Raw genomic sequence first — 26,842 nt, forward strand, 5'->3', positions numbered from 1 at the left:
CGATACCATTCGATGGGGAAGAGAGCTGCTGGTCAGTCCTGTCCGAACTGCGCGGTGATGGGTATTCACAGCCGTCATGACTATCGCGCTCCCCTCGTGACACGACACTATGAACGAGACGGCCCTCCAGAAGCGGCTAGATGCCGCCCTCTTTCTGTTGGTAGCAAATTTACTGCTGATGATTGGGATTGGACTCAAATACGCGACTGAAACATCGGTCGGCGTCCTCGTACTTATGCTGTTGATAGGATACGGGTTCCTGCGGGGGGACGGCACCCCGATGAGAGAATAACCCATTCACACCGAGTACTGCAAGTGCGTTCCACTATCAGCTGCAACTGCTGAATATGCGCTCTGTATTCAGCACGACCGCAGAGATCTCTCTGGATGCTGTCAGAAGCAGCGTGCAACACTCAGAGAATGTATTCAGCACGGTCTCTGAGACCACCTCAATCCCTGTCAGGTGATGTGTGCTGAACTTAGAGGCAGTTTGTTCACGAACACTCACTGTTTCGGACGGTGAATTGCGTTGAAGACCTGTCGTCAGCCCGCTCGTAGACTACACTGAGGTCTGTCGGGAGTTGGTCCTGTGCCTGAAGCTCGACCTGATAGCGATACGATGCTCCTGCACAGTCAACTTTCTCAGGGGGTTCTGATTCGGTCCACCGTGGATACAATACCAGCTCTGCGCGCCTCTCGGCGGTGTCGTATTGGAGTGACTGGATGGTGATTGTCCGGCAACTGTTGGTTGAAAACCAACCGGTGAGTGTCGCGCTTTGAGCGTCACAGTCGGCAGACAGTGACACACCCTCCTCGTTCTCTCCAGCAGTCCCATCATATGTGACGGTCGTAACGTTCGCCGTCAAGCCTCCACTCTCCGTCTGCGACGTTGGTGTCGGAGATGTGGTCCCAGTCGGGTCATTCGTTGAGAGACAACCTGCGCTGGTTAATCCGAGTGTCACAAGGAGGGCACGACGATACATAGGCCGACAATATGTCTACTCTCCTAAGTGCTTTCCCTGACCGACTAGCTCCCTGTATTCAGCACGGCTTCAGAAAACTATCAGCGACTGAGGGTTTCAACAGAGCCCCCTACGCTTATTTTTCGGCGAGTCCAACCGCGGCTATGGAAACCAAACGAGGGGTCCCGAACATCCTCGGGAACGGTCTCGTCGGCGTCGGACTCGTCCTCTTCGCCGTGGCGGTCGCGGGCGCGGTCGGCGTCGTGGACGTGCGCTTCTCGCCGGGGGTCTACCTCATCTTCGTGGCGATTAGCTTCATCCTCGCGTGGCTGTTGCGGTCGCTGACGTAGGGAGCCGAAGAGAAATCGAGTGGGGTGAAACCCGAACGCCGAGCGCGGAGGTCGCTCGCTCGCCTTACTCGGCCGCGCCCGCGGCCGCCCGCTTTTCCTCGCGTTCGAGCTCTTCGAGGTAGTCGTCGGCGTCGAGGGCGGCCTTCACGCCCATGCCGCCGGCGGTCGCGGCCTGCTGGTAGTGGTAGTCGACCACGTCACCCGCGGCGAAGATGCCGGGCACGTCGGTCGCCGTCTGGCCGCCGCCGGAGCCGCCCTTGGCGACGATGTAGCCGTCGTCGTCGCGCTGGACGTCCGTCCCCTCGAGGTAGTCGGCGTTCGGCGTGTGGCCGATGGCGTAGAACACCGCGCCCACGTCGAAGTCGAACTCCTCGGTCTCGGGGTCGTCGAGCTTGTTGCTCGGGTGGCCCTCGGGGTTGCGGACGAGCGTCACGTGGTCGACGCCCTCCTCGGGCGAGCCGTGAAGCTCCGTCGCCTCGGTGTTGAGCATGAGTTCGATTTCGCCCTCGTCGACCTTCTCCATCAGGCGGTCGACCCAGTAGTCCTCGGCGCGGAACTCCTCGCGGCGGTGGACGAGGTAGACCGTCGAGGCGAACTTCGTGAGGAAGTTGGCCTCCTCGACGGCGGCGTCGCCCCCGCCGATGACCATGATTTTCTCGCCGCGGAAGAACGCGCCGTCGCAGGTCGCACACGTCGACAGGCCGTAGCCCATCAGGTTCTCCTCGCCGGGGATGCCGAGGGTGCGGGCCGACGCGCCCGACGCCGCGATGATGGCGTCCGCGGTGTACACGTCGCCGTTCTTGAGCGTGACCGTGAACGGGCGCTCGGAGGCGTCCACGTCCTCGATGATGCCGTGGCGAATCTCCGTGCCGAAGCGCTCGGCCTGCTCTTTCATGTTGTTGATGAGCTCCGGCCCGGAGATGCCCTCGGGGAAGCCGGGGTAGTTGTCGACCTCGGTCGTGAGCGTGAGCTGTCCGCCCGGCTCGTCGCCCTCCAGCACCAGCGGCTCGTTGTTGGAGCGGGCCGCGTAGATGGCCGACGAGAGCCCGGAGATGCCCGAGCCGGCGATGATGAGTTTCCTGTGTTCCACGAACGAATCGGCGTCCTCTGTCATAGCCGATAGTTCGCTACACCGGTGTCTTAAGGTTTCGCTGTATTGCGAGGAGCGCTACAACACCGGCACGATAACGCATGCCACGGGCTCCGAAGCGCGCGGAGCGAAAGACCGGTATCCGTCGCCGACGCATCACTCCGCATGGCCGCCGACCTACAGGAGAAGACGAACCGCTACGAGGGGATGCTCGCCGACGCGCTCGACGAGGCGGTGCAGGCCGTCCCCGACGAGACGCACCTCGGCGACGCAGCCGCCGACTGCCTGGAGATGGCCGGATCCTACCTCGACGACGGCCGGCACTTCAAGGCCGACGACGACTGGGTGAACGCGCTGGCGTCGTTTTCGTACGGCTACGGCTGGCTCGACGCGGGCGTCAGGATGGGGCTGTTCGACATCCCGGACGACTCGCACCTGTTCACGATGTGACCCGCTTCGCACCTGCCTCGCACCCGTTCGGCGTGTGACCGGTTTTTCTCCGGCGGGGTCGTACGAATACGCGAACAGATGTCCCCGACGACCGCCACCGCCCGCGTTTCGGACGCACAGCGAACCCTCGAACAGCGGTTCGCCAACCCGTTTCTGCGTCGCGTGCTCCGCTCACCGCTCCATCGACTCGCCAGTCGCTGGTTCGTGCTCGTCTCTTACGTCGGCCCCAAGAGCGGCCGGCGGTACACGTTCCCCGTCGCCTACGCCGTCGCGGGCGGCGGTCTCGTCGCCGTCACGCCCGAAGCGGAGAGCAACTGGTGGAAGAACTTCCGCCGGCCGATGGCGTGCCGCCTGTGGTACCGCGGCCGGCGGCGGGACGCGACCGGCGAGGTCGTCACGGGGGAGTTCGCCGCGGACCTGCTCGACCGCTACGCCGCGGCGCACAGCCTGTTGGCTCGCGAACTCGGACTCTCGGAGAACGGCGGCGGTCGCACCGCGGCCGACGAGGCGGCGCGAGACGACCTCGCAGTTGTGCTGTTTCGGTTCGACTGACTACTCGAAGCGGAACGTCGCGCCGTCGGGGCCGTCTTCGACCTCGACGCCGAGCGCCGTCAGGTCGTCGCGCAGGTCGTCGGCGCGCTCGTAGTTGCCGGCATCGCGCTCGGCCTCGCGCACGTCCAAGACGAGCTGCACGAGGTCTTCCGCGACCGACACGTCGCCGCCCTCGCCCGCGCCGCCGAACGAGAGCCCGAACACCTCGCCGCCGAGGTCCTCGAACGCCTCGATTGCCCGCCGGAGCGCGCGGTAGTCGTACTCGTCGGCGTCGGCGACGTGGCGGTTGACCGCGCCGGCGAGGCCGAGCAGCTCGGCCATCGCCTCGCGGACGTTGAAGTCGTCGTTCATCGCCTCGCGGAAGCGCTCGTGGGTCTCGGTCACGGTGTCGCGGAGTTCCGTCGCCTCGACTTTCGTCCGGGCGTCGGGGCTGTCGACCGCGTCGACGGCGGCCTCGTAGGCCCGTTCGAGGCGCTCCCAGCGCTCTTCGGCCTCGGCGATGGTCTCCTCGGAGTACGTCTGTTCGGAGCCGTAGGCCGTCGAGAGGTAGAACGTCCGAATCACGTCCGCGCCGAACTCGTCGAGGGCGTCGCCGACGGTGAAGAAGTTGCCGAGGCTCGAACTCATCTTGTCGCCCTCGGTCTGGAGCAGGCCGACGTGGAGCCAGTAGCGGGCGAACTGCTGGCCGGTCGCCGCCTCCGATTGGGCGATTTCGTTCTCGTGGTGCGGGAACACGAGGTCGCGGCCGCCGACGTGGATGTCGAGGGTGTCGCCGAGGTGCGTCATCGACATCGCCGAGCACTCGATGTGCCAGCCGGGTCGGCCCTCGCCCCACGGCGACTCCCACGTCTCGCCGCACGGCTCGTGGAGCGGTTCGAGGTCGGGGTTCCGGTGTTCGGCGGCCGTCTTGGGGTCGACCGCGCCGGCCTTCCAGAGCGCGAAGTCGGTCGGGTTGCGCTTCTCGGAGCGCTCGTCTTTCGTGGCCCGCGACTCCAGTTCCTCGAGTTTCTGGTTCGAGAGCTTCCCGTAGTCGTCGAACGTTGATACGTCGAAGTAGACGGAGCCGTTTGACTCGTAGGCGTGGCCGCGGTCGACGAGCGTCCGAATGAGGTCGATAATCTCGGGGATGTGCTCGGAGACGCGCGGGTAGACCTCGGCGCGCTTCAGGTTGAGCCCGCGCATGTCGCGAATCACGTCGCCGACGAAGTGCTCGGCGACGCTCGCCTCGTCGTCGCCGAGGTCGCCCTCGCCGATACGGGCGGCTATCTTCTCGTTCACGTCGGTGAAGTTCTCGACGTGGCGCACGTCGTAGCCCTCGTAGGCCAGCCAGCGGTGCATCAGGTCGGCGTGCATCCACAGGCGGGCGTGGCCGAGGTGGGCGTCGTCCGAGACCGTCAGTCCGCAGACGTAGAGCAACACTTCGTCGCCGTGCGACTCGAACTCCTCGCGCTCTCCCGTCAGGGTGTTGGTCACGGACAGGGTCATCACACTCGGCTACTTCCGGGACCACTTTCAACCCGTCGGAAGCGCGGTCGGTCTCTCGGGGCCAAACGTCTCCCTCTCGCAGTCGTCACCCTCGCGGCCGTCGCCCCCGTCGCCGCCGCTACTTCGTCCACTCCGGACGGTCGGCCTCGCCGCGACGAATCTTCGCCAGCGTCTCCTCCGAGAGCAGTCGCTTGACGAACGCCGGAATCCGGTCCGTCGGGTCGCCGTCGGTCGCATCGCCGTCGGTCGTGGCCGGCCCCGCTTTGCCGACTCGGTCGCCGGTCGCGTTCGTCGGTGTCGTGTCTCTGCTGACCGCGCGGTCGGCGTTCGTCGCCGACGCGAGCGCGTAGTGGCCGCCTCTGGTCGCGACGCCGCCGTCGGTCGTCGTCTCCGCGCGCCGGCGGAACGATTCGAGGTCGGCCTCGCGGTCCAGACTGTCGACGGCCGTGTCGAGGTCGGCGGCCTGTTCGGCCTGCTCGGAGACGCTCTCGGAGATGCGGTCTATCTCCGCGGTCACCTCGTCGACCTGCGTCGCCGCGTCGTCGACGAAGGTGGCGATGTCGGAGGTGAGCGTCGCCTGCTCGTCGGTCGCCCGCGCGACCTCGTCGATGCCGTCGGTCACGTCGGCGACCGAGTCGGTTATCTCGTCGAGGCTCTCGACGGTCGATTCGACCCGCTCGATGCCGTGGTCGATGTTCTCGTCGGCCGACGACAGCGCCTCGGCGGTGTCCTCGATATGGTCGGTCACGTCCTCTATCATCTGGCCGATGCGCTCGGCCTGCGACTTCGACTCGTTGGCGAGCGACTTCACCTCGTCCGCGACGACGGCGAACCCGGAGCCGGCCTCGCCGGCGCGGGCGGCCTCGATGGAGGCGTTGAGCGCGAGCAGGTTCGTCCGGTCTGCCACCTCGTCGATGACCTCGACGATGTCCTGAATCTCGTCGATGGCGGCCACGAGCGCCTCGACGTTCACGGTGATCTCGTCGCGGTCGTCGCCGACCTGCCGCATCGCGTCGATGGCCTCGCCGGCCTCGGCGCGGCCCTCCTCGGCCCGCGTGGTTGCCTCGTCGCTCCGCGAGGACACGTCGTCGGCGGTGGCCGCGACCTCCTCGACGGTCGCGCTGAGGTTCGACAGCTCGGCGGCGATTTCCTCGGTCATGTCGGCCTGTCGGGCCGCCAGCCCCTCGATTTCCGCGATGCTCTGGCTCGTGCCGGCGGTCTCCTCGTGGAGCTGGGACGCGACCGACTCCAGATTCCCGCGGCTCTCCCTGGCTCGGCGGACCTCCTCGCGGACGTCCAGCGAGTACGAGTAGAGGTAGGTGGCGTTGACGACCTGTCGGTCGAGGTTGAGCCCGCGGACGACGGCCATCATATCGGCGAACGCCTCCTCGACGGCGCGTTCGACGCGGTCGGCGTCGTCGCCGGACAGCGACTCGGTGGCGTCGGCGACGGCGCGTTCGCGGAGTTCGTCCGCGAAGATGCCGGTGACGTTGGCGAACATCCCGCCGAAGTAGTGCAGCGGCATGTCGAGTTTGTCGTGGAGCAGGCCGATTCGCGTGCGCGCCGCGTAGTGGTTCCGGTCGTAGTTCCCGTCGGTGAACGAGCGGTAGTAGCCGGAGACGACCGCGCGGAGGCCGTCGAGGTCGGTCTTCGAGCGGTCGATGACGTCCGTCGTCCGCTCGTTGGCGAGAATCGGCTCGACGAAGCCGTCGACGAGCGCCTCGTCGCGGGCCTCGACGACGCCCCGGAGGTCCGCGAGGCGCGCGGCGTCCTCGTCGTCGAAGCCGACGAACGACTGCCGCCAGCCCAACTCGTCGGCGTCGAGGTCGAGCTCGTCGAGGAGTTCCGTGGATGAAAGCGAGATGTTCCCGGCGTCGTCGCGGGGGCTGGGCGAAACCATTGACGTACTCACCGGCTCCGAGGTAATAAGCGCCGGCCGCCGGCTATCACGGTTGATAGCCGGAAATCAGACGTATAAATCGCTGACGGCCGCTTCGACCACGCGGAGGGCGGCGGCCCCCTGTCGGCGCGGAACGACCACGGCGAGCGCGTCGCCCGCGACGCCGGCGGCGTCGACGACGACGGACTCGGCGTCGAGTCGGGAGAGGACGGCGGCGAGGACTTTCGGGTCGACCTCGCCCTCAGCGATGATAGCCGTGAGCGGGCCGCCGCCCGCGAGGTCGACGCCGGCGACCGAGAGCACGGGGTCGCCGTCGGTCTCCTCGACGTCCTCGCCCACGAGGCCGACGCCGCTTCGCATCGTCACGGCGGCGTCTCGGGGGTCGGCTTCGAGCGGCGGGAGGTCGGCGGCGAACCGGCGGAGCGCGGCCGCGACCGCCTCGTCGTCGCCGAGGTCGAGTTCGGCCGCGGCGGCGGCGTAGTTGACGACGCCCGCGCGGAGCGCGGCGAGGAGGTACGGTCGTTCGCGGACTGCGTCGCGAGCGTCGGCGGCGAGGGACATGTCTGCCGGGTCGTCGGGCGCGCGCAAAAAAGCGCCGCTCGCCGGGCGCTGTCGCGGTCGTCCGCGGGTCGCGACTCCCCGCGCCCCGTCTCGCGTCTCCTGAACGAGTGGCGAACGCGAGTTGTCCGAATCCGAAGATTCCTTTCTTCGATGCGAAGTCCATAAGACAGTCGCCTCGTAACCCCCGGACATGCAAGCCCTGGTCATCGTGGCGCACGGGTCGCACCTGAACCCGGATTCGAGCGCCCCCACCTACGACCACGCGGACACGGTCCGCGAGGTGGGCGCGTTCGACGAGGTGCGGACCGGCTTCTGGAAGGAAGAGCCGTCGATTCGCGAGGTGCTCCGGACCGTCGAGGCCGACGAGGTGTACGTCGTCCCGCTTTTCATCAGCGAGGGCTACTTCACGGAGCAGGTCATCCCGCGCGAACTCCGCCTCGAGGGGTGGGACGTGGCCGACTGGGACTCCGACGGCCTGTCGGCGTCGCACGTCACCCTCTCCGCGACGGACGTGCCCGAGAAGACGATTCACTACTGCGGGCCGGTCGGAACCCACGCGGCGATGACCGACGTGTTGGTCCGCCGCGCCGAGACGGTCACCGGCGACCCGAACGTCGGCGAGGGCTTCGGCCTCGCCGTCGTCGGCCACGGCACCGAGCGCAACGAGAACTCCGCGAAAGCCATCGAGTACCACGCCGACCGCATCCGAGAGATGGACCGCTTCGACGAGGTGCAGGCGCTCTACATGGACGAGGAACCCGAGGTCGACGACGTGACCGACTACTTCGAGTCCGAGGACGTGGTCGTCGTCCCGCTGTTTATCGCCGACGGGTTCCACACCCAGGAGGACATCCCGGAGGACATGGGCCTGACCGACGACTACCGCACGGGCTACGACGTGCCCGCCGAGGTCGACGGCCACCGCATCTGGTACGCCGGCGCGGTCGGGACCGAGGGACTCATGGCCGACGTGGTGCTCGAACGCGCCGCCGACGCGGGCGCCGACATCGGTAACAGCCTCGAAGTCGTGCGCGAACGCACCCGGAAGACGCCGCAGGAGGCGAACTGATGGGGCACCACCTCGACGCCCTCGTCGACGCCGCGGCGACCGGCGACGGCGTCTCCCTCGACGGGTTCACCGTCTCCCGTTCCGACGACGGATTCCGCCTCGAAACCGCCGATTCGACGCTGAACGGGCTCACGGAAGGAGGTCTCCGCGAGGCCCTCGCCGACTACGACGACTACGCGACGAACTGGTACTTCTGGTCCGAGGTCGTCGGCGAGTCCAGCCCCCAGCGGCGGGCGTTCCTCCGCTGGGTCGAGGGCGCGTCCGTCGATGCGGGAGGCGACGACGGTGGAGACGGAGACGGAGACGACAGCGAGAACGACGGCGACGCCGCCTCAGTCCCCGAGCGCTACGACGCCCTCAGAGACGGGGTCAGCCGCGAGTGGGGCCAACTGCTCGTCACGGTCACCGTCGACGACCACGGCGAGCGGTCCTACGAACTCCGCCACGCCGACGAGGTCGACGCCGACCGCGACGACCTCGACCCCTACCGCGAACCGCTCGCGGCCCGCCAGTTGGCGACCTACGACGAGAAGGGGCGCTATCGCCCGCTGAAGACCGGCAACAACCTCGCCGGCGGCTGGGTGTTCCCCGACCTCGACGCTCGCGACCTCGTCGAGACCGTCGAGACGTTCTACCCCGCGTCGGTGCCGAACTGGTACCGCGAGCGCCGGGGCGAACTCGACGTGGCCCACTGGGAGGACGCCATCGGCCGCCAGACCGGGATGTACAGCGTCGTGAAGACGTGGAACCGCGGCGACGGCCACGAGCACGTCGACTGGGTCGCGGAGGCCTGCTGCGACGACAGCCAGTGCGTCAAGCGCCGCGAGTGGCAGTACGACGACGACACCGACCTCGACGTGGACGGCGGCGACGGCGCGTTCCCGTGCCGCGAGCCGTGTTCCGTCGTCATCGCGGCGTCCCGAAAGTGGACGCGGCTGGAGGGCGAGGGGACCCAAACGTACGAGTTCGAACTCACGCCCTCGGAGAAGGAACAGGTCGAAGATATCATCGAGGCCGTCGCGGACGACCGCACCGACGACATCCGCGAGGGCGACGTGTACGAGGGCGCGAACCGCTACCGGGCGCGGTTCCTGCGCGCGAAACTGTTCGACGACGAGGGCAACCTCGGCGGCGTCCCGACCGACGCGTCCGACGACGAGTAGGTCGCGCCGCGAGCGCTCCGCGTTTCGTTTTCCGATTTCGTCACCGCATCGTCAGCACCAGCGCCGCGAGGACGCCGCCGACGACGACGCCGGCACCGAGGGTGATGGCGAAGCTCTCGAACACCGACGCGAGCGCCACCGCGAGGACGAGCGCGACGAGCGCGAGGCCGAAAAGCGGGGCGGCCCGCGGGTCGACGCTCGGGAACACGTCGGCGATGCTTTCGGTCACGCTCGGCTCGGGGTCGGGTTGCTTGGGCTTCGAGAGCGTCTCGTCCACGTCGACCGGCGGTTTGCCGCCCTCGCCGGGTTCGACGGTCACGTCGACGTACCTCGTCTCCGAGCCGTGGCCGGAGACTATCTTCAGCTTCCCCGACACTGGCTCCGGCGGCGGGGTGACGAACACCTCGACGTGCTTCGTCTGGCCGCCGTCGACGAAGTGATTTCCTTCGGACAGGCTCGCCGCGCGCGAGAGTTCGTCGTCGATGTGGAGGTGGACGTGCACCGCCTGTCCCTTGTTCACGAGTTCGACCGAGAACGGGCCGTTCGTTGCGAACGACGGCGCTACCGAGAGGTCGTGGGGGCGCTCGTCGTTCAGCGTGACGGTGAGCGGCGCGTTCGACACGGCTTCACCGTCGATACGAGAATAGAAAAACGTTCAGGTCCGATGAGGTGCGCGCCTCAGTCGTCGCGCATGTCCGGCGGCAGGAGGTTCGGGATGCCGTCCTCGATGGGGTACACCTCGCCGGTGACCGTACCGATGAGCCGCCCCTCGAGGATTTCGTCGCCGTCGCGCTCGTCGACTTCCAGCTCGAGTTCGCTCTTGTCGAGGGGGTCACAGAGGATGTCCATCAGGGATTCTTTCATCGTCGTGACGGTGGATTGCGCGAAGTAAAAGCGTACGGGTTCGCCGCCGTCGCGGCGGGCTCGGCGGAGGGGACGGCCGCCGCAGTCGCGTCAGCCGCGAATCGGTGGCCGGTCGTCGAGGCTCAGTTGTCGAACGGGTTTTCGAGGTGGACCGTCTGCTCGCGGCCCGGGCCGACGCCGACGGCGTAAATCGGCACGTCGAGTTCGTCCGAGAGGTATTCGAGGTAGTCCTGTGCGGCGTCGGGGATGGCGTCGTAACCCTCCTCGGCGACCGCCGCCCAGTCCACTTCCGGCCACGTGTCGAACTCCTTGAGGACGGGTTCGCACTCGCCCCAGCGCTCGGTCGTCGCGGGCATCGTCAGGCGTTCCTCGCCCTCCAGTTCGTAGGCGTGGCCGACCGTGACCTCGTCGAGGCCGGCGAGCACGTCGAGGTGGTTGACCGCGATGCCGGTGAACCCGCTGACGCGGGCGGCGTGGCGGAGCATCGGCATGTCGAGCCAGCCGATGCGGCGCGGACGGCCGGTGACGGTGCCGAACTCGCCGCCCTTCTCGCGGATGAAGTCGGCGAGTTCCTCCTCGCGGTCGTCGTCTTTCAGTTCGGTCGGCATCGGGCCCTCGCCGACGCGGGAGAGGTAGGCCTTGACGATGCCGACGACCTCGCCCTGTCCGACGACGGTCGGGCCGACGCCGGTGCCGGTGGCCGCGCCGCCCGCGGTCGGGTTCGAGGAGGTCACGTACGGGTAGCTCCCGTGGTCGATGTCGATGAGGGTGCCCTGTGCGCCCTCGAACATCACGTTGTCGCCGGCCTCGCGGCGCTCGGCGAGGAAGTCGCCGCAGTTGACGGCCATGTCGTCCTCGCGGAGGCGGCGGCCGATTTCGGTGTACTCCTCGACGAGCGCTTCGACGTCGCACTCCTCGCCGGCTTCGAGGCCGTACACGTCCTCGATGAGCGCCTTCTTCTTGGGAACCACGTACTCCAGTCGCTGGCGGAGCACGTCGGGATCGAGCAGGTCGCCGACGCGGATGCCGCGGCGGCCCGCCTTGTCCTCGTAGGTGGGGCCGATGCCGCGACCGGTCGTGCCGACGGTGAGGTCCGAGTCGGCCTTCGCCTCCTCTTCGATGTTGTCGAGGCGGCGGTGGTACGGCATGATGACGTGCGCGCGCTTGGCGAGGCGCACGTCGGGGTCGAGGCCGCGCTCGCGGAGGTCGTCGATCTCGGAGAACAGCGTCCGGGGGTTGATGACACAGCCGTTTCCGAGGACGCCGACCTTGTCGCGGACGGCCCCGCTCGGGACGAGCGAAAGCTTGTACTCCTCGCCGTCTTCGACGACGGTGTGGCCGGCGTTGTCGCCGCCCTGATAGCGGACGACGATGTCAGCGTCGCCGCCCCACAGGTCGACGAGCGCGCCTTTGCCCTCGTCGCCGAGTTGCGAACCGACGATGGTAACAGTCATACGTCGGCCGTTCCCCGCGCCGCACTAAACAGATTACGGTCGCGGCCGACGAGCAATGCACATTCGTGCCTAATTATCGAGTCGTCGCCGAAGAATACGCCATGAACACGCATTGGCGTGACGACGGATAACACAACGGTTAATTAGTGTCCTCGTTAAGGTCGCGTTATCTCATTATTCGCCGACCCGGAGGGCAAGGCTTAAAGCCTCCCAAGAAGAGTTAACAAATGGCATGATAGACCGACTTGAGAAGGAAGTCGATATGTTGGAGCGCCATCTCCAGGTCCTGAAGATGGTCATCGAAAGTGAGCCAATCGGCATCGTGAAGATGTCCAACGAGACAGGCTACCCGCACCACAAGGTCCGCTACTCCCTCCGCGTTCTCGAAGAAGAGAACCTCATCGAACCCTCCAGCCAGGGCGCAATCACCACCGAGCGCACCCAAGAGTTCGTCGACGAACTCGACGACAAGCTCGACGAAATCGTCGGCAAACTCGAATCGATGAAGATCGAGGAAGCGGCCGAAATCGAGAACTAACCACACTTCTGGCGCACGCGGTCGTTCTATCCTGTTTCGTCCGACGAGTCTTTCCGGGCACGACATCGGACCGACCGCGTTAGCTGCGCTTCGATTCAGTCGGTACCGAACGGTTCCGACACGACACCACGGACACTCGCCGCGGACGCGCTCCGAGCCCCGCGGTCGTTTCACTATCGTTCAGTAACGTCGACAGCCGCGGCGCTTCGCGCGCGACCGCGAGCGGAACGCGAGAACGAAAAATAACACAGCGACGGCGCCGGTCGACGCGAGCCGTCGCCGACTCAGAGGTCGGGGACGTTCAGGTGGAACTCGCCGCCGCGGGCCTCCACCAGACAGAGGTGGTACCCCTGCTTCCGCGAGAGCTTCACGAAGCTCTTGCGCTTCGACCGACTCAGGAGGCCGCCGCCGGTCTCGGCCGTGGCGGCTTCGAGCGCCTCCGGCTCGAAGAAGCTCCTCGTGACGACGAACGCCGAGCCGAGGGTCTCTTTCGCGTCGGCGACGGCCTTCGAGTCCTTGATGAGTTGGGTGACCATCGGCTGGGTCGCCGGGTCCCGCGAGTCGTTCAGGTTCGCCACGAACAGCGGCTCGCCCATCTGGTCGCGGACGATGACGTCGAACTGCCGCGACTCGGTTTCGCCGTCGCCGATGGGCACCGAGACGCTCCCGTACAGCTCGATTCGGTCGGCCTTCGGAATCGAGTCGAAGACGCCGGCGAGGCTCGACCGGTTGCCCGTCTCGCCGATTTCGTAGAGCAGGTCGGTGACGACCCACTTGGCGAAGCCGTACTCGGGCGTCCCGCGGAGGAACTCCTCGTAGGGCTGGCCGTCGATGCCGAGCCCCTCCGTGTCGAACGTGGTGTGGTGTTCCAGCCGGAGGTTTTCGATGACCTCCTCACGGGAGGCTTGCCCGTCGTGGGCCTTCTCCAGCGTCGCCTGCCCTTTCTGGGCGTAGCGGACGAAGAGGTTCGTCCCGCGGAGCGCCTCGTCGGCCGACATAGACCGGTCGGTCGACCGGACACCCGCCTCGTCGAGCCGGTCGCGGAGGCGTTCGACCTCGGATTCGAGTTCGGCGACGCGGTCTTCGAGCTCCTCGGCGCGCGAGCGGTGTTCGTCCCGCTCCTCGCGGAGGGCGTTTCGCTCGGATTCGAGCCGGTCGCGTTCGGTCGCCAGCGCCTCGACTCGTTCTTTCAGCGACTCGGCTTCCGCCGGGTCGACGGCGGGCTCGTCCGGCGTCTGTTCGGTCGGCTGGGACTGCTGCTGGTTCGACTGGTCTTTCGGCGACGGTCGCGCCTCGCCGCCCGTCCCACTCCGGGACGGACGGTGATGCGTCGCCTGCGTCGTGTTCCCCCGACGGCTTCGGGGGGTTCCGGGGCGGTCGTCCACGGCCTCGCCCTTTGCGTCGCGGGGGTCGAGCGAGGGTATCGACCGGGCGTTCCGCCACTGCGCCTCGGCGGAGAACACGTCGTCGTCGGTCGCGCCGTCCTCCGCGAGCGGGTCCGGAGACGACGCTTCCCCGTTCTTCTGCGGGGCGTCGGCGACGACGGGCCCCTCGGACATCGGCGAGGCCGGTTCGTCGGACGCCGGCCGGTCCGTCGCTGCCGCCTCTGTCTCGGCGGGCTCCGGGGACTGTGACTCGATGGGGCCCGCGGACGGGTTGTCGGTCGTCTCGGTGCCGTCGTCGTCGGGCGTCGATGGCTCCGGGTCGGCCGCGGTCTCGGCCGGGGGTTCCGCGCTCGCCGGGGTGTCGGCCGTCGCCGGCTCCGGCTCCCCGTCGGCGGGGTTGTCGTCGCCGTCGGCAGCGCGCTCCGACGCGACGTCGTCGGCTGCCGCGGTCGTACTCGGCTCGTCCGCGGTCGTGGTCGTCGGCGTCTCCGGCTCTTCGGACGTGTCCGTCACGTCGGCCTCGCCGCCCGCCGCGGCGACTCCCGCGGCGTCCTCGTCCTCGTCGGACTCGGGCTCCGGGATATCGACGAGGTCGAGGTCCACGTCGTAGACTTTGTAGATGCCGACCTCGTCGCTCGCGCGCTCGAACGCGTCGTCGCCGGTGACGAGTCGCTTGCTGTTGCCGACGAAGGCCGCGCTCATCGACTTCCCCCCGTGGTAGACAACGTAGTAGTCGCCCGAGAGCACGTTCTCGGACAGTTCGACGTAGCCGGTGAAGCCGCCCGCCGAGAGCGTTCCGTCGGCGTCCCCCAGCGGCGTCTCCTCGGTGTAGTACTGCGCGCGGATGTCGCCGCCGGTCTCCCGCATCGCGTACAGAAGCGGCAGCGCCGGGTCCGGTGCGCGGTGCGCCTCGAACGATTCACCCTCGAAATCCGCGACCGTCCCGTCGAAGACGCCGAGGAGACGGCCGTTGAGCATGAATCCCCACGTCATGCCAGCGACGACGGCTCCTGTGAAGCCGTCGTCCGCGAGCGACCGGAGGCCACCGTAGCCTCGTCCGGCGGGCGCGGAGTCCCACCCGGTCACCGCGTCGATAATCTCGCTATCCATTTGGGGTTACATCACCGGAACCGAATCAAATACTTTCCGGGCGAATCGAGCGAACGTTTCGCTCAGTTCACACTTCAGCGTGCCCACTGTAACCGATTCGCTCGTACCCGTCGGGCCGGCGTCGGGAGAACGGTTATACGAGTCCGCCGAGACGGGGCGGTCGTGACCAGCCACGACGACCGGTTCGTCCACTACCTCCGCGCGAAGGAGTCCGTGGACGACCGCGCGCTCCACCGACCGACCCTCGCCAGTCTCATCGACCGGCTGGAAGCGCGCGCCGAGTCGCGGTCGGGACAGCCGCTTCGCGTCGTCTCCGTCGGCGCGGGGACGGGCGCGATGTGTCGGCGACTCCTCTCGTGGGGCGTCTTCGACGCGCACGACGAAATAAAGTACGTCATGGTCGACCGGAAGCGCGGGATGGCCGACCACGCGGCCGCGGCGTTCGCGAAGTGGGCGCGCGCCGCCGGCTGGACCGCCGAGCCGACGCCCGACGGCTTCCGCATCGAGCGCCACGGTCGCAGCGTCTCTCTCACCTACGTGACGAGCGACCTCTTCGAGGCGATGACGGTCCTCCCGAAGGCCATCGACCTCGTGGTCGCGCACGCGGTCCTCGACGTGCTCCCGCTCCGCCGCGCGGTCGACGCGCTCCTCTCGCGGCTGACGGACGAGGGGCTCTTCTACGCGCCTATCACGTTCGACGGCCGAACCGCGTTCCGCCCGAGTCACCCCGACGACGACGCGGTTCTCGGCGCGTATCACGAGACGATGCGCGGCGGCGAACGCGCGGGGCCGGACACCGGTTCCGACCTCCTTTCGGTCCTTCCCGACCTCGGCGCGCCGGTCGTCGCCGCCGGCGGCTCCGACTGGGTCGTCCACCCGCCGCACGACGACGAGGCGCGAATCTTCCTCGACCGCGTCCTCGGCTTCGTCGAGGAGTCGGTCGGCGAGTCGGCTGCGGTCGACCGCGAGAGCCTCGACGGGTGGCTCGAGGCCCGGCACGACGACCTCGCGGGCGACGAACTCGCGTACGTCGCCCACAACCTCGACGTGTTGGCCGAACTCGACTGATTACTCCGGAACTGACGCGTTTCCGTCGCCTTCTCTCCCGACCCGGCCCGAGACGTAGCCCCAGTCCCGAGCGAACCCGAGCAGGAGCGCCGCCGCCGCGACGCCGGTCACGAGGGGCATCCACGCGTCGAAGACGCCGGGAGCGAGCGCCAGCGGGACGACGGCCATCTGGACGCCGGCGAGGACGCGCCGCGAGGCGCGAGGCGGGAGGTCGAACATCGGTCGGCCCGCTCGCTCGCGGAGCCGGAGGCCGAGGAGAAAGACGTACCGCGCCGCCCCGACCGAGAGGTACCACCACGCGAGTTCTCCGAGGAAGACGCCGGCCAGCGGGGCCACGAGGAGGCCGAAGGCGTCGACCGCGGTGTCGAGTCGCGCGCCGAGTCGGCTGACGCGGTCGAGTCGGCGGGCGAGCGCTCCGTCGAGGGCGTCGAGCGCGGCCGCAGCCCCGTAGCCGACGGCGGCGGCCCACGCCCACGACGGGCTCAGCGGCCCGTAGAGCGCCACGCCGGCGATGCCCGCGACGCCCGCGACGAGGAAGCCGCGAGCGAGCGTGACAGCGGTCGGGAGCCCGAGGCCGTCGTAGGGTCGCCCCGGCTCCGACTCGGTCGCTCCGCCGCCGGGCGCGACGTTCTCGTCCGCGTTCGCGTAGGCGTACGCGCAGAGGCCGACGACGACGAGCAGGGTTCCGGCGGCCCACGTCGCCGCGGCGGTCTCGGGCGAGGGCTCGGCGCGCGAGACGAGCCACACCCACTCGGTCGCGAGGAGCGCGCCGAACCCCAGCGTGGCCGCTGCCGCCGCGCCGCCGGTTTCGAGCACGCGGCGTCTCGTCCGGCGGGTCGTCCGAGCAGTCGCCCCGCTGCTCCCCGAGAGCGTCACGGTCGCGGACTGTCGCCTCGGCTGTCGGACGGTGTGCTACACATACCCGTACTGGTGGACGGGCGCGGGTTAAGTATTCCTCGCGTAACAGGTCGGCGGGACCGACTCACGGGCGGCTATCTCCTCGGCGACGGCTCCGGAGTTCGACCGCGGCGAGGAGGAACAGATAGGTCGAGAGCCCGGCCGCGACGGCGAGTAGCGTCGCGCGTCCGAAGACGACGGCACCCAGGGCGGTTCCGACGACGGCGACCGCGACGGAGGCGGCCTGCACGGTTCGTCGCTCCCACAGCGCGCGGACGCTCGACGCCCGAAGCGACAGCGCCGCTTCCAGCGCGAGCGCCCCGACGACGCCGACGAGGACCGGCCCCGGTGTCACCGGCGTCCGTAGGAGGACCGCCGCGACCGCGGCGGGGACGAGCACCGACCCCGCGAGCGCGGCGTCCCGTCGGCGGGTCATGAGAGCACTACCGCGTCAGGACGCTTTTAGCCACCGGCGCTCATAGCCCGACTATGTCTATTTCGGGCGACGGCCCCGGGTTGTCGAAGGCGAAGCGGCGACTCGGTCGCTATCTCGCGGGAGCCGGGCTGTTGATGCTCGCGTTCTCCATCGCCTACCAGTGGGCGGCGGGCTTTTTCGCCGGGGAAGATATCACCTTCCTGCAGGCGGTCCACGTCGTCGTCGAGACGTTCACGACGACGGGCTACGGCGAACAGACCCGGTTTTGGGTCGACCACCCGCCGCTGCTCATGCTGTCGATTCTGATGCAACTCACGGGCGTCACGACCGTCTTCCTCACGCTCCCGCTGTTTCTCGTCCCGCTCGTCGAAGACGCCCTGCGGACCGCGCCGCCGACGACCTCGACGCGCACGGACCACGTCGTCATCTGTACGTTCACCCCCCGCGGCGACGCCCTCGTGGACGAACTCGACTCGATGGACGTGCCCTACGTGATTCTCGAAGCCGACCGCGACCGCGCCGAGGAACTGTACGGCGAGGGCTACGAGGTCGTCCACGGCGACCCCGAGGCCATCGAGTCGCTCGAAGCCGCGAACGCGGCCGAGGCGCTCGCCATCGTCGCCGACGACGACGACGAGACGAACGCGAGCATCATCCTCGCCGCCAAGCAGGCCGCTCCCGACGCCCGCGTCGTCAGCCTCATCGAGGACCCCGAGGTCGCCGACTACCACCGCTACGCCGGAGCCGACCGGGTCGTCTCCCCGCGCCGACTGCTCGGCGAGAGCCTCGCCGGCAAGGCGACCACGTCCATCTCCTCGGAACTCGGCGACGCCATCGAAATCGGCGAGGACTTCGAGGTCGCGGAGCTGCTCGTCCAGCGCGGGAGCCCCGTCGAGGGGCGGACCATCGCCGAGAGCGGCATCGGCGGAGTCACCGGGGTCAACGTCATCGGCGCGTGGTTCACCGGCGAGTTCGTCTCCCCGCCCGCCCCGGACGCCGTCATCGACGAGCACACCATCCTGCTCGTCGTCGGCCGCGAGAAGCAGCTCGAAGAGCTCCGCGCGCTGACGCTGTCGTCGGCGCGGCGGTTTCGCCGCGGGACCGTCATCGTCGCCGGGTACGGCGAGGTCGGCTCGACCGCGGCCGAGACGCTGGCGAGTGCCGGCGTCCCGCACCTCGTCGTCGACAAGCGGGACAAACCCGGCGTCGACCTCGTCGGCGACATCACCGACCCGCAGACGCTCTCGGAGGCGAACGTCACCGAGGCTCGCGGCGTCCTTCTCGCGCTCGACAACGACACGACGGCGGTGTTCGCCACGCTCGTCTCCGAGCGCGTCTCCGAGGAGACGGAGGTCATCGCCCGCGCCAACGAGACCGAGAGCATCGCCAAACTCTACCGCGCCGGCGCGGACTACGTCCTCGCGCTGTCGACGGTCGCCGGCCGGATGCTCGCCTCGACGGTCCTCGACGAGGAGGTCATCGCGCCCCAGTCGCAGATAGAAATCGTCCGGACCCACGCGCCCAGCCTCGTGGGACGGACGCTCACCGGGGCCGACGTTCGCGCTCGGACGAACTGCACCGTCATCGCCGTCGAGCGAAACGGCGCGCTCGTCACCGAAATCGGCCCGGAGTTCCGAGTCGAGGCCGACGACGACCTCATCGTCGCCGGCGTGGACGAGGACATCTACCGGTTCAACGAACAGTTCGGGTGAGCGGTCGCGGGCGAGGGTTACGGTCGCGGACGTGGGCGTGGCTCTCGGTCGGTGTACCGGACCCGCCGCTCGGCGGTCGAGACGTCCGACACGTCCACGTCGCGTCCGAGGACGTGGTCCGAACAACCCATGGCAGTGGACGCCCGTTACCATCCCTCGACAGGACGTGCCGGCGTCCGTGGCTCTCGGAGGAGTAGATTAAAAAAGAATCGGTCGCCGTCGCGTCGCGGCGACGGGGGTTACGCGCCGACTTCCGCGCCGACGTAGAGGACGACGACGAGGAATATCCAGACGACGTCCACGAAGTGCCAGTACATCGAGGCCGTGCTGACGGAGACGTGACGCTCGGCGGAGTACTGTCCGCGGAGCGCGCGGACGAAGACGATACCGAGAAGCACCGCGCCGAGGCTGACGTGGAGGCCGTGCAGGCCGGTGAGGCCGTAGAACGCCGACCCGAAGATGCCGTCGGTGATGGAGAAGTTCGAGTGGACGATGAACTCGTAGTACTCGTAGACCTGCCCGCCGATGAATATCACGCCGAGCAGGAGCGTGACGGCGAGGCCGAGGATGAAGTTACGGTGGTTCTCCTCGCGGATGGCGACGTGCGCCCAGTGGAGCGTGAAACTGGACACGATGAGGATGGCGGTGTTAGCCAACACCAGTGACCCGGTGAGATGCGGTAGCTCTTGCGGTGGCCACGTTCCCGCGCGGATGAAGAAGTAGTACGCGAACAGCGCGCCGAACGTCCCGAGTTCGGAGCCGAGGAAGGCAATCATGCCCCAACGGAGCTTCGATGCGCTCTTCTGGCTCGCGTCGCGCGACCAGAAGTGGCTCACGAACGCGTGGTACAACCAGCCGTAGAGTCCGGCCAGGAAGAGGAAGATACTGCCGATGAACACGGCGGGGCCCGCCGTCTGGCCGACGATTCCGTCCTGTGCCATGACGTACAGCCCGGCACCGGCGTAGATGCCCGCGCCCCCGACGGCGGTGACGAACGGCCACCAGCTCGCCTCGCCGAAGCCGCGCGGCCAGTCCTGAACCGCCGGCAGGTGATGGCCGTGGTCGTCGTGTGCTTCTTCGGTACTCATAGACGCCCGTTATGCTTGGGTTACTAAAAATCCTCCCAAACTGCGTTCGTCACGGGACCGCATGGGTCTCGGACCGCGGTTCCGACGGCGACCGCCGCGGGTGCGAAACACGGCGCTCGCGAGACCCGAAGCTGCCGGCGCGTTCGGCGGCGCTCGGCGCGAAGCGACGCGAGAAGAGAAGCGAGACAGAACCGGGCCCGACCGACAGCGCCTCTGCGTCGTTCAGTCGGCGTTCGTCGTCGCTCGGTGGAACGGCTGGCGCGAGATGATTTCGCGCATCTCGGCGAGCGACTCGGCGCTCGCGCCGTTCATCTCGGAGACGACGGCGAACACCTCTTGGCGGGAGATTTTGACCCCCTCACCCGTCACCGCGTGTTCGGGGTTGGCGACGAGTTCGCGGAGCGTGCCGACCGCGAGCAGGAACGGAATCGCCCACGCGGCGAGCGTGTTGCCCTCGCGGAGCGGCACCGTCTCCAGGTAGGTCTGGGCGTCGTCGAGGAACGACTTGGCGTGGTCGGCGGTCCGCTTGACCACCGAGGCCGCCCGGTCGTTGTGCTCGGGGGCGACGACCTCCTCTTGGGGGACGCCCGCGTCGTCGAGCCAGTCGGCGGGGAGGTAGACGTTGTTCTCCGCCGTGTAGTCGTCGTGAACGTCCTTCGCGATGTTCACGAGCTGGAGGAGCAGGCCGAACTCCTCGGCGGTGTCGTAGAGCCGCGAGCGGCGCTCGCTGTCGACGTTGCCGCGGGTCACGAGGTTCGTGATGAGGTTGCCGACGGTGCCGGCGGCGTAGTAGCAGTACTCCTCTAACTCCTCGCGGGACTGGATGCGGAGCCCGCCGGTCTGGGAGTAGCGTTCGACGAACATCGCCATGCCCGAGACGAGTTCGCGGACCGGCGGCGTGACCGCCTCCCGCACGTCCTCCGGAAGCGCCTCGAACGTCCGGAAGACCCGAGCGGTGTTGGCGACGACCATCCAGTCGTCGGACTGTTCGCCCTCCGGGGGGAGGTGCGGCTGTACTGCGCTCACGAACTCGTCGACGGTGGTGTCGTCGTCGGGGTCGAGCGCGCGGTCGTAGAGTCGAAGGAGGTGTGCCTGCTCGTCGGGCGCGATTGAAGACGAATCCTCCACGGTGTCGGCGATTCGACAGAGGAGATATCCGATACAGATGTGCGACGCCATCGGTTCGTCGAGGACGTCGACCGTGAGGGCGAAGGTACGAGAGACCCCCTGAACTGCATCGTGACACCAATCGAGGTCGTCATCAGTTGCCGGTGGCCGGGCATCGGCGTGTCGAGACATTCGAAGCGTACCGGTATTACGGAAGGGGGGATAAAAAGTCTCGTGGGGGAGTCCACGCTCAAACGGCCGAGACGGCGCAGGAGAAAATCATAAGCATAGTCGATGACAGACTCACGTATGGACTTCGCGCTCACTGCGGAGCAGAAGCAAATCAAGGACATGGTCTCGGAGTTCGTCGACGAGGAGGTCAAACCTCGCGCGGCGGAGATAGACGAGACCGACGAGTTCCCTGCCGACCTCGTGCGCGAGATGGGCCAACTCGGCTTGATGGGCATGCCCTTCCCCGAGGAGTACGGCGGTGCCGGCCTCGACTATCACTCCTACGCCATCGGTCTCGAGGAGATTTCCCGCGGCTCCGGCGGCCTCGGCACCATCGTCGCCGCCCACACGAGCCTCGCCGGCAACATGCTCTACGAGTTCGGGAACGAGGACCAGAAGCAGACCTACCTGACGCCGGTCAACGAGGGCACCGACATCGGCGCGTTCGCGCTCTCCGAACCCGGCGCGGGCAGCGACGTGCCGGCCATGGAGACCACGGCGGTCAAGGACGGCGACGAGTACGTCGTCGACGGCGGCAAGCTCTGGATTTCGAACGGCTCGGTCGCGGACACCGTCGTCGTCTTCGCCAAGACCGACCCCGACGCGGGCAACAAGGGTATCTCGTCGTTCGTCGTCCGCCCCGAGGAGGACGATGGCTTCGTCGTCGAGGGCACGGAGCACAAACTCGGCGACAAGGGCTGTCCGACCGCCGAACTCCGCTTCGACGACATGCGCATCCCCGAGGACCGGCTCCTCGGTGACGAGGGCGACGGCTTCGTGCAGGCGCTGAAGACGCTCAACGGCGGCCGCATCACCATCGCGGCGCGCTCTATCGGTATCGCCCGCGCCGCCCTCGACGACGCCGTGAAGTACGCCGGCGAGCGCGAGCAGTTCGACCAGCCCATCGGCGACTTCCAGGCCATCAAGCACAAACTGGCCGACATGGACACGAAGGTCCAGGCCGCGAAGCTCCTCATGCACAAGGCCGCGGACCTGAAGATACGCGACGAGACGTTCATCAAGGAGGCCGCGCAAGCGAAGCTCTACGCCAGCGAAATCAGCCGCGAGGTGGCGAACGAGGGCATCCAGATTCACGGCGGCTACGGCTACACCAAGGACTTCGCCGCCGAGCGCTACTACCGCGACGCGAAGCTCAACGAGATTTACGAGGGGACGAGCGAGATTCTCCGCAACACCATCGGCGACTGGCTCCAGAAGTAGCCGTCAGTCGACGACCGATTCGTCCGCGTCGGCTGTGTCGGCCACCCGGCGCTCTCCGTTTTCGACCCGCTCCGCGAGCCACGCGTGGTACGATTCGACCCGGTCTGCGCCCGCGTCGGTGAGGCCGTACACGTCGTAGATTCCCTCGGTTCGCCGTTCGAGGTGGTCCCCCTCGACGAGCGCGTCGAGCGTCCCGTAGAACGCTTGGGGGTCGATTCGGAGGTCGTAGTAGCGTTCCAGTCGGGTCTTCAGCTTCTGTCCGCGGAGTTCGCCCGCGTCGTAGAGGATGGCACAAAGGTCGCGCCGGCGGCCGCTCTGAAACCACATAGCTCACCCCTCGGCGGAGACACACACGTCACTTTCGTTCCGCCGGCCCGCCGCGACGACTCGCCCGCCGGAACCGGTAGTTTAGACAGTCCCTACTCCCTAGCGCCTCGCATGACCGACGCAACCAAAGAAGCGAACGGCGTCACCGCGCGGTACTACGTCACCGACTCTGAGCGCGTCCTCGAATTCGACCGCGACGGTCGAACCGCCGCCGTGGCCCAGAACATCGACGGCTACGCCATGCTAAAAGTCCGCCCGACCGCCGACGGCGACGAACTCGAACGCTACTACGGCTTCGACATGGCCTTGGACCACGCCGCGGAGCTCCTCGGCGTCTCGCCGCACGACCTGCCGGTCCCGGACGACGCGGCCGACATGGGGATGTGACTCTGGCGCGCGGCTCTCGTCGCGCCGATTAGCCCCAGTAGAAGCGCGGCCCCAAAAACAGGTAGCCGAGCGCCAAGAACAGCAAGCCGAACGAAAAGCCCTGCCCGAGCGTCCCCGAGCAGACGATGGCGAGGCCCTGCACCACGCCCATGACGAGCGCGTCCTGCGCGTGGAGGTCCGGGTAGGTCACGTCCGAGAGCATGAGCGCGGCCATAACCGCCGAGAGGACGACGAGTAACATCGGCTCGACGAAGCCGACGAGGACGCCCGCCGACAGAATCGTCGCGGCGAGCGTCGTCGGCACGCCGACCGTCTCGTCGGAGCCGCTGTCGTAGGCGGTGTAGAGCGCCAGTCTGACGACCGCGGCCGCGACGAACAGTGCGGCGACGGCGACGCCGGCGACGACCCGAATCCGGTCGAAGCCCCACATCTCGCGGACGACGGTGACGACGAGCAGGGCGGGGGCGACGCCGAAGGAGGCCACGTCCGCGAGGGAATCGAGGTACGGGCCCGCGTCGGTTCCCCCGTAGCGCCGGGCGACCACGCCGTCGAGGCCGTCGGCCATCGCGGCGAGCAGGATGGCCTTGGCCGCGAGGCGCACGTCGACCGCGGTCAGCACCGCCGCGACGAATCCGAGCGCCGCGTTCCCGGCGGTGACCACGTCGGCGGGCCCCAACCGACCGACGAATCGGGGTCTCATACCGATGCGATTGCGTACCTTCCCTTTCCCTCTTACGTTCCGTCCGTCGGTGGGCGGCTCCGCGCACCGACCTCGAACCGGCGGCGTTCCGGCCGGTCCCGGTCGATTCGGCGGTTCGGCGAGCGAACCATGCGACATTTATCGGTCGCGTCCCGAGAGGCGACTATGCGAGACCACGGGTCCTCGGACGGCGGTCGGACGCGGCGTCAGTTCCTCGCGGCGGCCGGAGCGGCCGCGACGACCGGCCTCGCGGGCTGTGCGACCTTGATGGCTTCGGGCGACGACTTCGACATCGGAATGACCGCGGTCGCGTTCGACCCGCCGACGCTGACCGTCGAGGTCGGCGACGAGGTCGTCTGGCGGAACACGAGTTCGCGCGGCCACACCGTTACCGCCTACGAGGGCACGCTTCCCGAGGACGCCGCGTTCTTCGCCAGCGGGAACTACGAGACCGAGCAGGCCGCCCGCGACGCCTACTCTAACTCGCTCGGCGGGCTCATCGGGAGCGGCGAGACCTACACGTACACCTTCGACGTGCCCGGCGAGTACGAGTACCTCTGTATCCCCCACGAGCAAGCCGGCATGGTCGGCACCATCGTCGTCGAGGAGTAAACTCGGCGCGTACCGTCGCGCCCGGGATTCAACGGCCGAGAGCGGCGTGGCTCTCGCTCCGCGCGCTATCGCGAAAAAGTCGAAATTCGAAGTCGGGCCGTCGGCGAGACGGGCTTACGCTTCGGTCTCTTCGTCGACGTCGACTGCGACGTCGTCCTCGTCGACGCTGACGGCGGCTTCCTCTTCGGCCTCGACCTCTTCGGGGCGGGCTTCGAGGGAGAACTTCTTGACCTCGACGCGGCGCAGGGGGTAGATGACCTTCGCGTCGCCGTAGATGGCCGACGAGAGGCGACCTTCGACGACGCTCTCGGTGAGCGCGTCGTAGGTGTGGCCCGTGATGGCCTCGCGGGTGAGCTTCGTCATGATGCGACGAATCTCGTGTTCCTGGCTGCGGTCGGCCTTCTTCGTGGTGAAGGCGACAGGCTGGACCTGGACGCGGTAGTCGTCCTTGGTGATAGCCGTGACGTTGGCCTCGATTTTGGACGCGCCGCGGCGGACGAGGCTACGGAGGTAGTCTCGGGTGAGCTCCTGCTGGATGAACTCGGTGTAGGCGGCGTCGCTGCCCACGTCGGTAATCTTGAACGTGAGCTTGACGTTGTTCGCGCCCTGGTCGTCGTTGAGTTCGCCGAGGGTGGACTCGACGGTGCGACCGTTGATCTTCTCGGGTTCGTCCGCGAAGGTCGAACCGAGTTCCTTACGGTCGAAATTCTCGGGAGCGATGACGGTGTACCATCGCTTTCCGCGCTTCTGCTTGGAGACGGATCGTTCACTCATGGTTAGTGTCTGTGTGCGTTCGTGTGGCTTCGATGACGGTCTCGGCGACCGTCACGTTGACGACGTAGTCATCGACCGTGGCGTGCAGGCCACCGGTCGAATCGCGTTCGATTGTGGTGATGAGTTCGTCCCCCTCGACTCGGGTGCGCATCGACTCCGTGTTGTCCGGTTCGAGCGCGCCGGCGACGATACCGGGGTCGTCGTGGGTCGTCCGCAGGGTCGAGCGCCGCGTCATCGGCGCACCTCCCTGACGGCCGCGACGACGTCGCTCGGCTCCGCCGCGGAGTCGAACGTCATCGTCGCCTCCGACGGCGACCCGGTCGCGGACGCGTCCGGCAGTTCGTCCGCGGCCGCGGCGAGGTCCTCGTCCAGTCCGGCGGGGCCGGTCGAGACGAGGGCCGCGGCACCGACGCCGACCGCGAGAACGGTCGGCTCGGGCGAGCGGAAGTCGCGGGCGAGCCTCGCCACCGTGGCGAGTCGCCCCGGCGACGACAGGTCACAGGAGAGCGCGTAGAGGCTCTCGTAGCGTCCCGTCGTCGCCTCGCGAAGCGCGCCGTGGGTCGCCTGCGCGTGGTCGCGCCACGCGTCGAGCGCCGCGTCTCGAACGCCGTGTCCGAGCGCCAGCGCGACGGCGGTTCCGGGCGACTCCCGGACGGTCGCGTCGAGCACGTCGGCGAAGCCGCCGACGGTTTCGAACGGCCCGTTCGGGGTCGCCTCCGAGCGCAAGACGCGCTCGACGGCGGTCGCCGCTCGGGCGGTCGCCTCGCCGGTCGTCGCGTCGATGGCGACGAGGGAGGCGACGCGTCTGCGGGCGTCCGCGTCGAGTTCGGCCGGGAGCGACAGTTCGGCGAGCGTCGCCTGCGCGCGCTCCCTGTCGGCCGAAAACGACGCGTGGACGAGCGTCGAGTGCGCCAGCCCGTCTGCGAGGTCGCCCGTCGGGACGGCCACGCCGGGTCCGGCTTCGACGCCCGCGTCGGCCGCGGCGTCCGCGAGGTCGTCGTCCGGGGCTACGCCGGCGGTGTGGAAGCCGGCCAGCGCGACCGCCGGGTCGGGGTCGACCCCGAGTTCGCGGACGATAGAGACGGCGTCGGTCGGGTCGAGTTCGAGGTCCGCATCGGCGTTCGACAGGCCCACGACTGCCACAACGTCGTCGTTTGCGACAGTGTCCGGGGCGTCGGTCGCGCGGATGCGGAAGGGGACGTCGAGTGTCCTGAGCGCCCGGCCGATGACACCGGCGGCCGCGACGGCGGCACCGCTCGCGCTGACGCGGAGGCGAACGAACGTCGCCTCGCGGAGCGTCGCGGCGGCGTCGGCGGCGGGTGTCTGTTCGGCGGGGCTCACGGACATTC

29 protein-coding genes are annotated in these 26,842 nt (G+C 68.1%); 12 read left to right on the plus strand and 17 right to left on the minus strand.

Annotation, left to right across the window (positions count from 1 at the left end; genetic code table 11):
* The first annotated feature begins 109 nt into the window (after positions 1–109).
* Both C5C07_RS06030 and C5C07_RS06035 read left to right on the plus strand, forming a co-directional pair.
* On the plus strand, positions 110–292 hold the full coding sequence (locus C5C07_RS06030) for a hypothetical protein (RefSeq protein ID WP_115804731.1): 183 nt from the start codon (positions 110–112) through the stop codon (positions 290–292).
* An 834-nt stretch (positions 293–1,126) separates the two neighbouring features.
* A complete protein-coding gene (locus C5C07_RS06035) occupies positions 1,127–1,312 on the plus strand; it encodes a hypothetical protein (RefSeq protein ID WP_004977475.1) in 186 nt (61 codons plus the stop codon).
* Between the two features lie 64 nt (positions 1,313–1,376).
* Here the strand turns inward: C5C07_RS06035 and C5C07_RS06040 are convergent, their stop codons facing one another.
* Complete coding sequence (locus C5C07_RS06040) at positions 1,377–2,426, minus strand: NAD(P)/FAD-dependent oxidoreductase (RefSeq protein ID WP_115804732.1); 1,050 nt, start codon at positions 2,424–2,426, stop codon at positions 1,377–1,379.
* A gap of 141 nt (positions 2,427–2,567) precedes the next feature.
* Between C5C07_RS06040 and C5C07_RS06045 the strand changes: the two genes are divergently transcribed.
* Entirely contained in the window at positions 2,568–2,852 is a 285-nt protein-coding gene (locus C5C07_RS06045) for a DUF357 domain-containing protein (RefSeq protein ID WP_004977473.1), read from the plus strand.
* Positions 2,853–2,930: 78 nt separating this feature from the next.
* Positions 2,931–3,404: a hypothetical protein gene (locus tag C5C07_RS06050; RefSeq protein WP_004977472.1), complete on the plus strand. Its 474-nt coding sequence runs from the start codon at positions 2,931–2,933 to the stop codon at positions 3,402–3,404.
* Here the strand turns inward: C5C07_RS06050 and cysS are convergent, their stop codons facing one another.
* From cysS to C5C07_RS06065, 3 genes are all read right to left on the minus strand, one after another.
* Complete coding sequence (gene cysS / locus C5C07_RS06055) at positions 3,405–4,889, minus strand: cysteine--tRNA ligase (RefSeq protein ID WP_115804733.1); 1,485 nt, start codon at positions 4,887–4,889, stop codon at positions 3,405–3,407. It lies immediately after the preceding gene.
* A gap of 118 nt (positions 4,890–5,007) precedes the next feature.
* A complete protein-coding gene (locus C5C07_RS06060) occupies positions 5,008–6,789 on the minus strand; it encodes a globin-coupled sensor protein (protein WP_004977470.1) in 1,782 nt (593 codons plus the stop codon).
* A gap of 66 nt (positions 6,790–6,855) precedes the next feature.
* On the minus strand, positions 6,856–7,350 hold the full coding sequence (locus tag C5C07_RS06065) for a hypothetical protein (protein ID WP_004977469.1): 495 nt from the start codon (positions 7,348–7,350) through the stop codon (positions 6,856–6,858).
* A 190-nt stretch (positions 7,351–7,540) separates the two neighbouring features.
* Between C5C07_RS06065 and C5C07_RS06070 the strand changes: the two genes are divergently transcribed.
* Together C5C07_RS06070 and C5C07_RS06075 are read left to right on the plus strand one after the other, a co-directional pair.
* On the plus strand, positions 7,541–8,419 hold the full coding sequence (locus C5C07_RS06070) for a CbiX/SirB N-terminal domain-containing protein (RefSeq protein WP_004977468.1): 879 nt from the start codon (positions 7,541–7,543) through the stop codon (positions 8,417–8,419).
* Positions 8,419–9,582, plus strand: coding sequence for a DR2241 family protein (locus tag C5C07_RS06075; RefSeq protein ID WP_004977467.1), 1,164 nt, complete (start codon positions 8,419–8,421; stop codon positions 9,580–9,582). Before C5C07_RS06070 ends, C5C07_RS06075 begins: the two co-directional genes overlap by 1 nt.
* A gap of 40 nt (positions 9,583–9,622) precedes the next feature.
* Here the strand turns inward: C5C07_RS06075 and C5C07_RS06080 are convergent, their stop codons facing one another.
* From C5C07_RS06080 to C5C07_RS06090, 3 genes are all read right to left on the minus strand, one after another.
* Positions 9,623–10,204, minus strand: a complete 582-nt coding sequence (locus C5C07_RS06080) for a hypothetical protein (protein ID WP_050458903.1) — start codon at positions 10,202–10,204, stop codon at positions 9,623–9,625.
* A gap of 56 nt (positions 10,205–10,260) precedes the next feature.
* The gene (locus tag C5C07_RS06085) at positions 10,261–10,446 is read right to left on the minus strand and encodes a methytransferase partner Trm112 (protein WP_049905248.1); all 186 of its coding nucleotides are present in this window, start codon (positions 10,444–10,446) and stop codon (positions 10,261–10,263) included.
* Positions 10,447–10,568: 122 nt separating this feature from the next.
* Positions 10,569–11,900, minus strand: coding sequence for an adenylosuccinate synthase (locus C5C07_RS06090; protein WP_004977464.1), 1,332 nt, complete (start codon positions 11,898–11,900; stop codon positions 10,569–10,571).
* 232 nt (positions 11,901–12,132) lie between these two features.
* Here C5C07_RS06090 and C5C07_RS06095 point away from each other — a divergent pair, with 232 nt between their 5' ends.
* Positions 12,133–12,438, plus strand: coding sequence for a hypothetical protein (locus C5C07_RS06095; protein ID WP_004043804.1), 306 nt, complete (start codon positions 12,133–12,135; stop codon positions 12,436–12,438).
* A gap of 284 nt (positions 12,439–12,722) precedes the next feature.
* Here C5C07_RS06095 and C5C07_RS06100 read toward each other — a convergent pair whose 3' ends face one another.
* On the minus strand, positions 12,723–14,933 hold the full coding sequence (locus C5C07_RS06100; RefSeq protein ID WP_115804734.1) for a hypothetical protein: 2,211 nt from the start codon (positions 14,931–14,933) through the stop codon (positions 12,723–12,725).
* A gap of 162 nt (positions 14,934–15,095) precedes the next feature.
* Between C5C07_RS06100 and C5C07_RS06105 the strand changes: the two genes are divergently transcribed.
* Positions 15,096–16,001, plus strand: coding sequence for a hypothetical protein (locus tag C5C07_RS06105; RefSeq protein ID WP_004977462.1), 906 nt, complete (start codon positions 15,096–15,098; stop codon positions 15,999–16,001).
* On the opposite strand, the gene C5C07_RS06110 is transcribed toward C5C07_RS06105, so the two are convergent.
* Both C5C07_RS06110 and C5C07_RS06115 read right to left on the minus strand, forming a co-directional pair.
* Positions 16,002–16,817: a CDP-alcohol phosphatidyltransferase family protein gene (locus C5C07_RS06110; protein ID WP_115804735.1), complete on the minus strand. Its 816-nt coding sequence runs from the start codon at positions 16,815–16,817 to the stop codon at positions 16,002–16,004. It lies immediately after the preceding gene.
* Positions 16,818–16,983: 166 nt separating this feature from the next.
* Positions 16,984–17,334 (minus strand): hypothetical protein, encoded by a 351-nt coding sequence (locus C5C07_RS06115; RefSeq protein WP_115804736.1) that lies wholly within the window; start codon positions 17,332–17,334, stop codon positions 16,984–16,986.
* Between the two features lie 53 nt (positions 17,335–17,387).
* Between C5C07_RS06115 and C5C07_RS06120 the strand changes: the two genes are divergently transcribed.
* On the plus strand, positions 17,388–19,046 hold the full coding sequence (locus tag C5C07_RS06120; protein WP_115804737.1) for a TrkA family potassium uptake protein: 1,659 nt from the start codon (positions 17,388–17,390) through the stop codon (positions 19,044–19,046).
* A gap of 239 nt (positions 19,047–19,285) precedes the next feature.
* Here the strand turns inward: C5C07_RS06120 and C5C07_RS06125 are convergent, their stop codons facing one another.
* Together C5C07_RS06125 and C5C07_RS06130 are read right to left on the minus strand one after the other, a co-directional pair.
* Positions 19,286–20,134, minus strand: coding sequence for a heme-copper oxidase subunit III (locus tag C5C07_RS06125; protein WP_004977455.1), 849 nt, complete (start codon positions 20,132–20,134; stop codon positions 19,286–19,288).
* A gap of 222 nt (positions 20,135–20,356) precedes the next feature.
* Positions 20,357–21,433 carry a phytoene/squalene synthase family protein gene (locus C5C07_RS06130; protein ID WP_050458907.1) on the minus strand — a complete coding sequence of 359 codons (1,077 nt, stop codon included), beginning with the start codon at positions 21,431–21,433 and terminating at the stop codon, positions 20,357–20,359.
* A gap of 117 nt (positions 21,434–21,550) precedes the next feature.
* On the opposite strand from C5C07_RS06130, the gene C5C07_RS06135 reads away from it, so the two are divergent.
* A complete protein-coding gene (locus tag C5C07_RS06135; RefSeq protein WP_115804738.1) occupies positions 21,551–22,693 on the plus strand; it encodes an acyl-CoA dehydrogenase in 1,143 nt (380 codons plus the stop codon).
* A 3-nt stretch (positions 22,694–22,696) separates the two neighbouring features.
* Here the strand turns inward: C5C07_RS06135 and C5C07_RS06140 are convergent, their stop codons facing one another.
* Positions 22,697–23,020 (minus strand): DNA-binding protein, encoded by a 324-nt coding sequence (locus C5C07_RS06140; protein ID WP_115804739.1) that lies wholly within the window; start codon positions 23,018–23,020, stop codon positions 22,697–22,699.
* Between the two features lie 111 nt (positions 23,021–23,131).
* Here C5C07_RS06140 and C5C07_RS06145 point away from each other — a divergent pair, with 111 nt between their 5' ends.
* On the plus strand, positions 23,132–23,407 hold the full coding sequence (locus C5C07_RS06145) for a hypothetical protein (protein WP_004977446.1): 276 nt from the start codon (positions 23,132–23,134) through the stop codon (positions 23,405–23,407).
* Between the two features lie 28 nt (positions 23,408–23,435).
* Here the strand turns inward: C5C07_RS06145 and C5C07_RS06150 are convergent, their stop codons facing one another.
* Positions 23,436–24,107, minus strand: coding sequence for a protein sorting system archaetidylserine synthase (locus C5C07_RS06150; protein WP_008092815.1), 672 nt, complete (start codon positions 24,105–24,107; stop codon positions 23,436–23,438).
* 165 nt (positions 24,108–24,272) lie between these two features.
* On the opposite strand from C5C07_RS06150, the gene C5C07_RS06155 reads away from it, so the two are divergent.
* On the plus strand, positions 24,273–24,719 hold the full coding sequence (locus C5C07_RS06155; protein WP_050458909.1) for a plastocyanin/azurin family copper-binding protein: 447 nt from the start codon (positions 24,273–24,275) through the stop codon (positions 24,717–24,719).
* A 114-nt stretch (positions 24,720–24,833) separates the two neighbouring features.
* Here the strand turns inward: C5C07_RS06155 and C5C07_RS06160 are convergent, their stop codons facing one another.
* Genes C5C07_RS06160 through C5C07_RS06170 form a run of 3 tightly spaced genes read right to left on the minus strand, consistent with a single transcriptional unit; the run spans position 24,834 to position 26,840 of the window.
* Entirely contained in the window at positions 24,834–25,493 is a 660-nt protein-coding gene (locus C5C07_RS06160) for a 30S ribosomal protein S3ae (protein ID WP_004977443.1), read from the minus strand.
* A complete protein-coding gene (locus tag C5C07_RS06165; RefSeq protein ID WP_004977441.1) occupies positions 25,486–25,728 on the minus strand; it encodes a KEOPS complex subunit Pcc1 in 243 nt (80 codons plus the stop codon). The genes C5C07_RS06160 and C5C07_RS06165 overlap by 8 nt, the downstream gene beginning before the upstream one ends.
* Positions 25,725–26,840: an exonuclease gene (locus C5C07_RS06170; RefSeq protein WP_115804740.1), complete on the minus strand. Its 1,116-nt coding sequence runs from the start codon at positions 26,838–26,840 to the stop codon at positions 25,725–25,727. Before C5C07_RS06170 ends, C5C07_RS06165 begins: the two co-directional genes overlap by 4 nt.
* Positions 26,841–26,842: the final 2 nt, after the last annotated feature.

It is taken from the genome of Haloferax sp. Atlit-4N, from assembly GCF_003383025.1.
Classification (GTDB): Archaea; Halobacteriota; Halobacteria; order Halobacteriales; family Haloferacaceae; genus Haloferax; species Haloferax gibbonsii.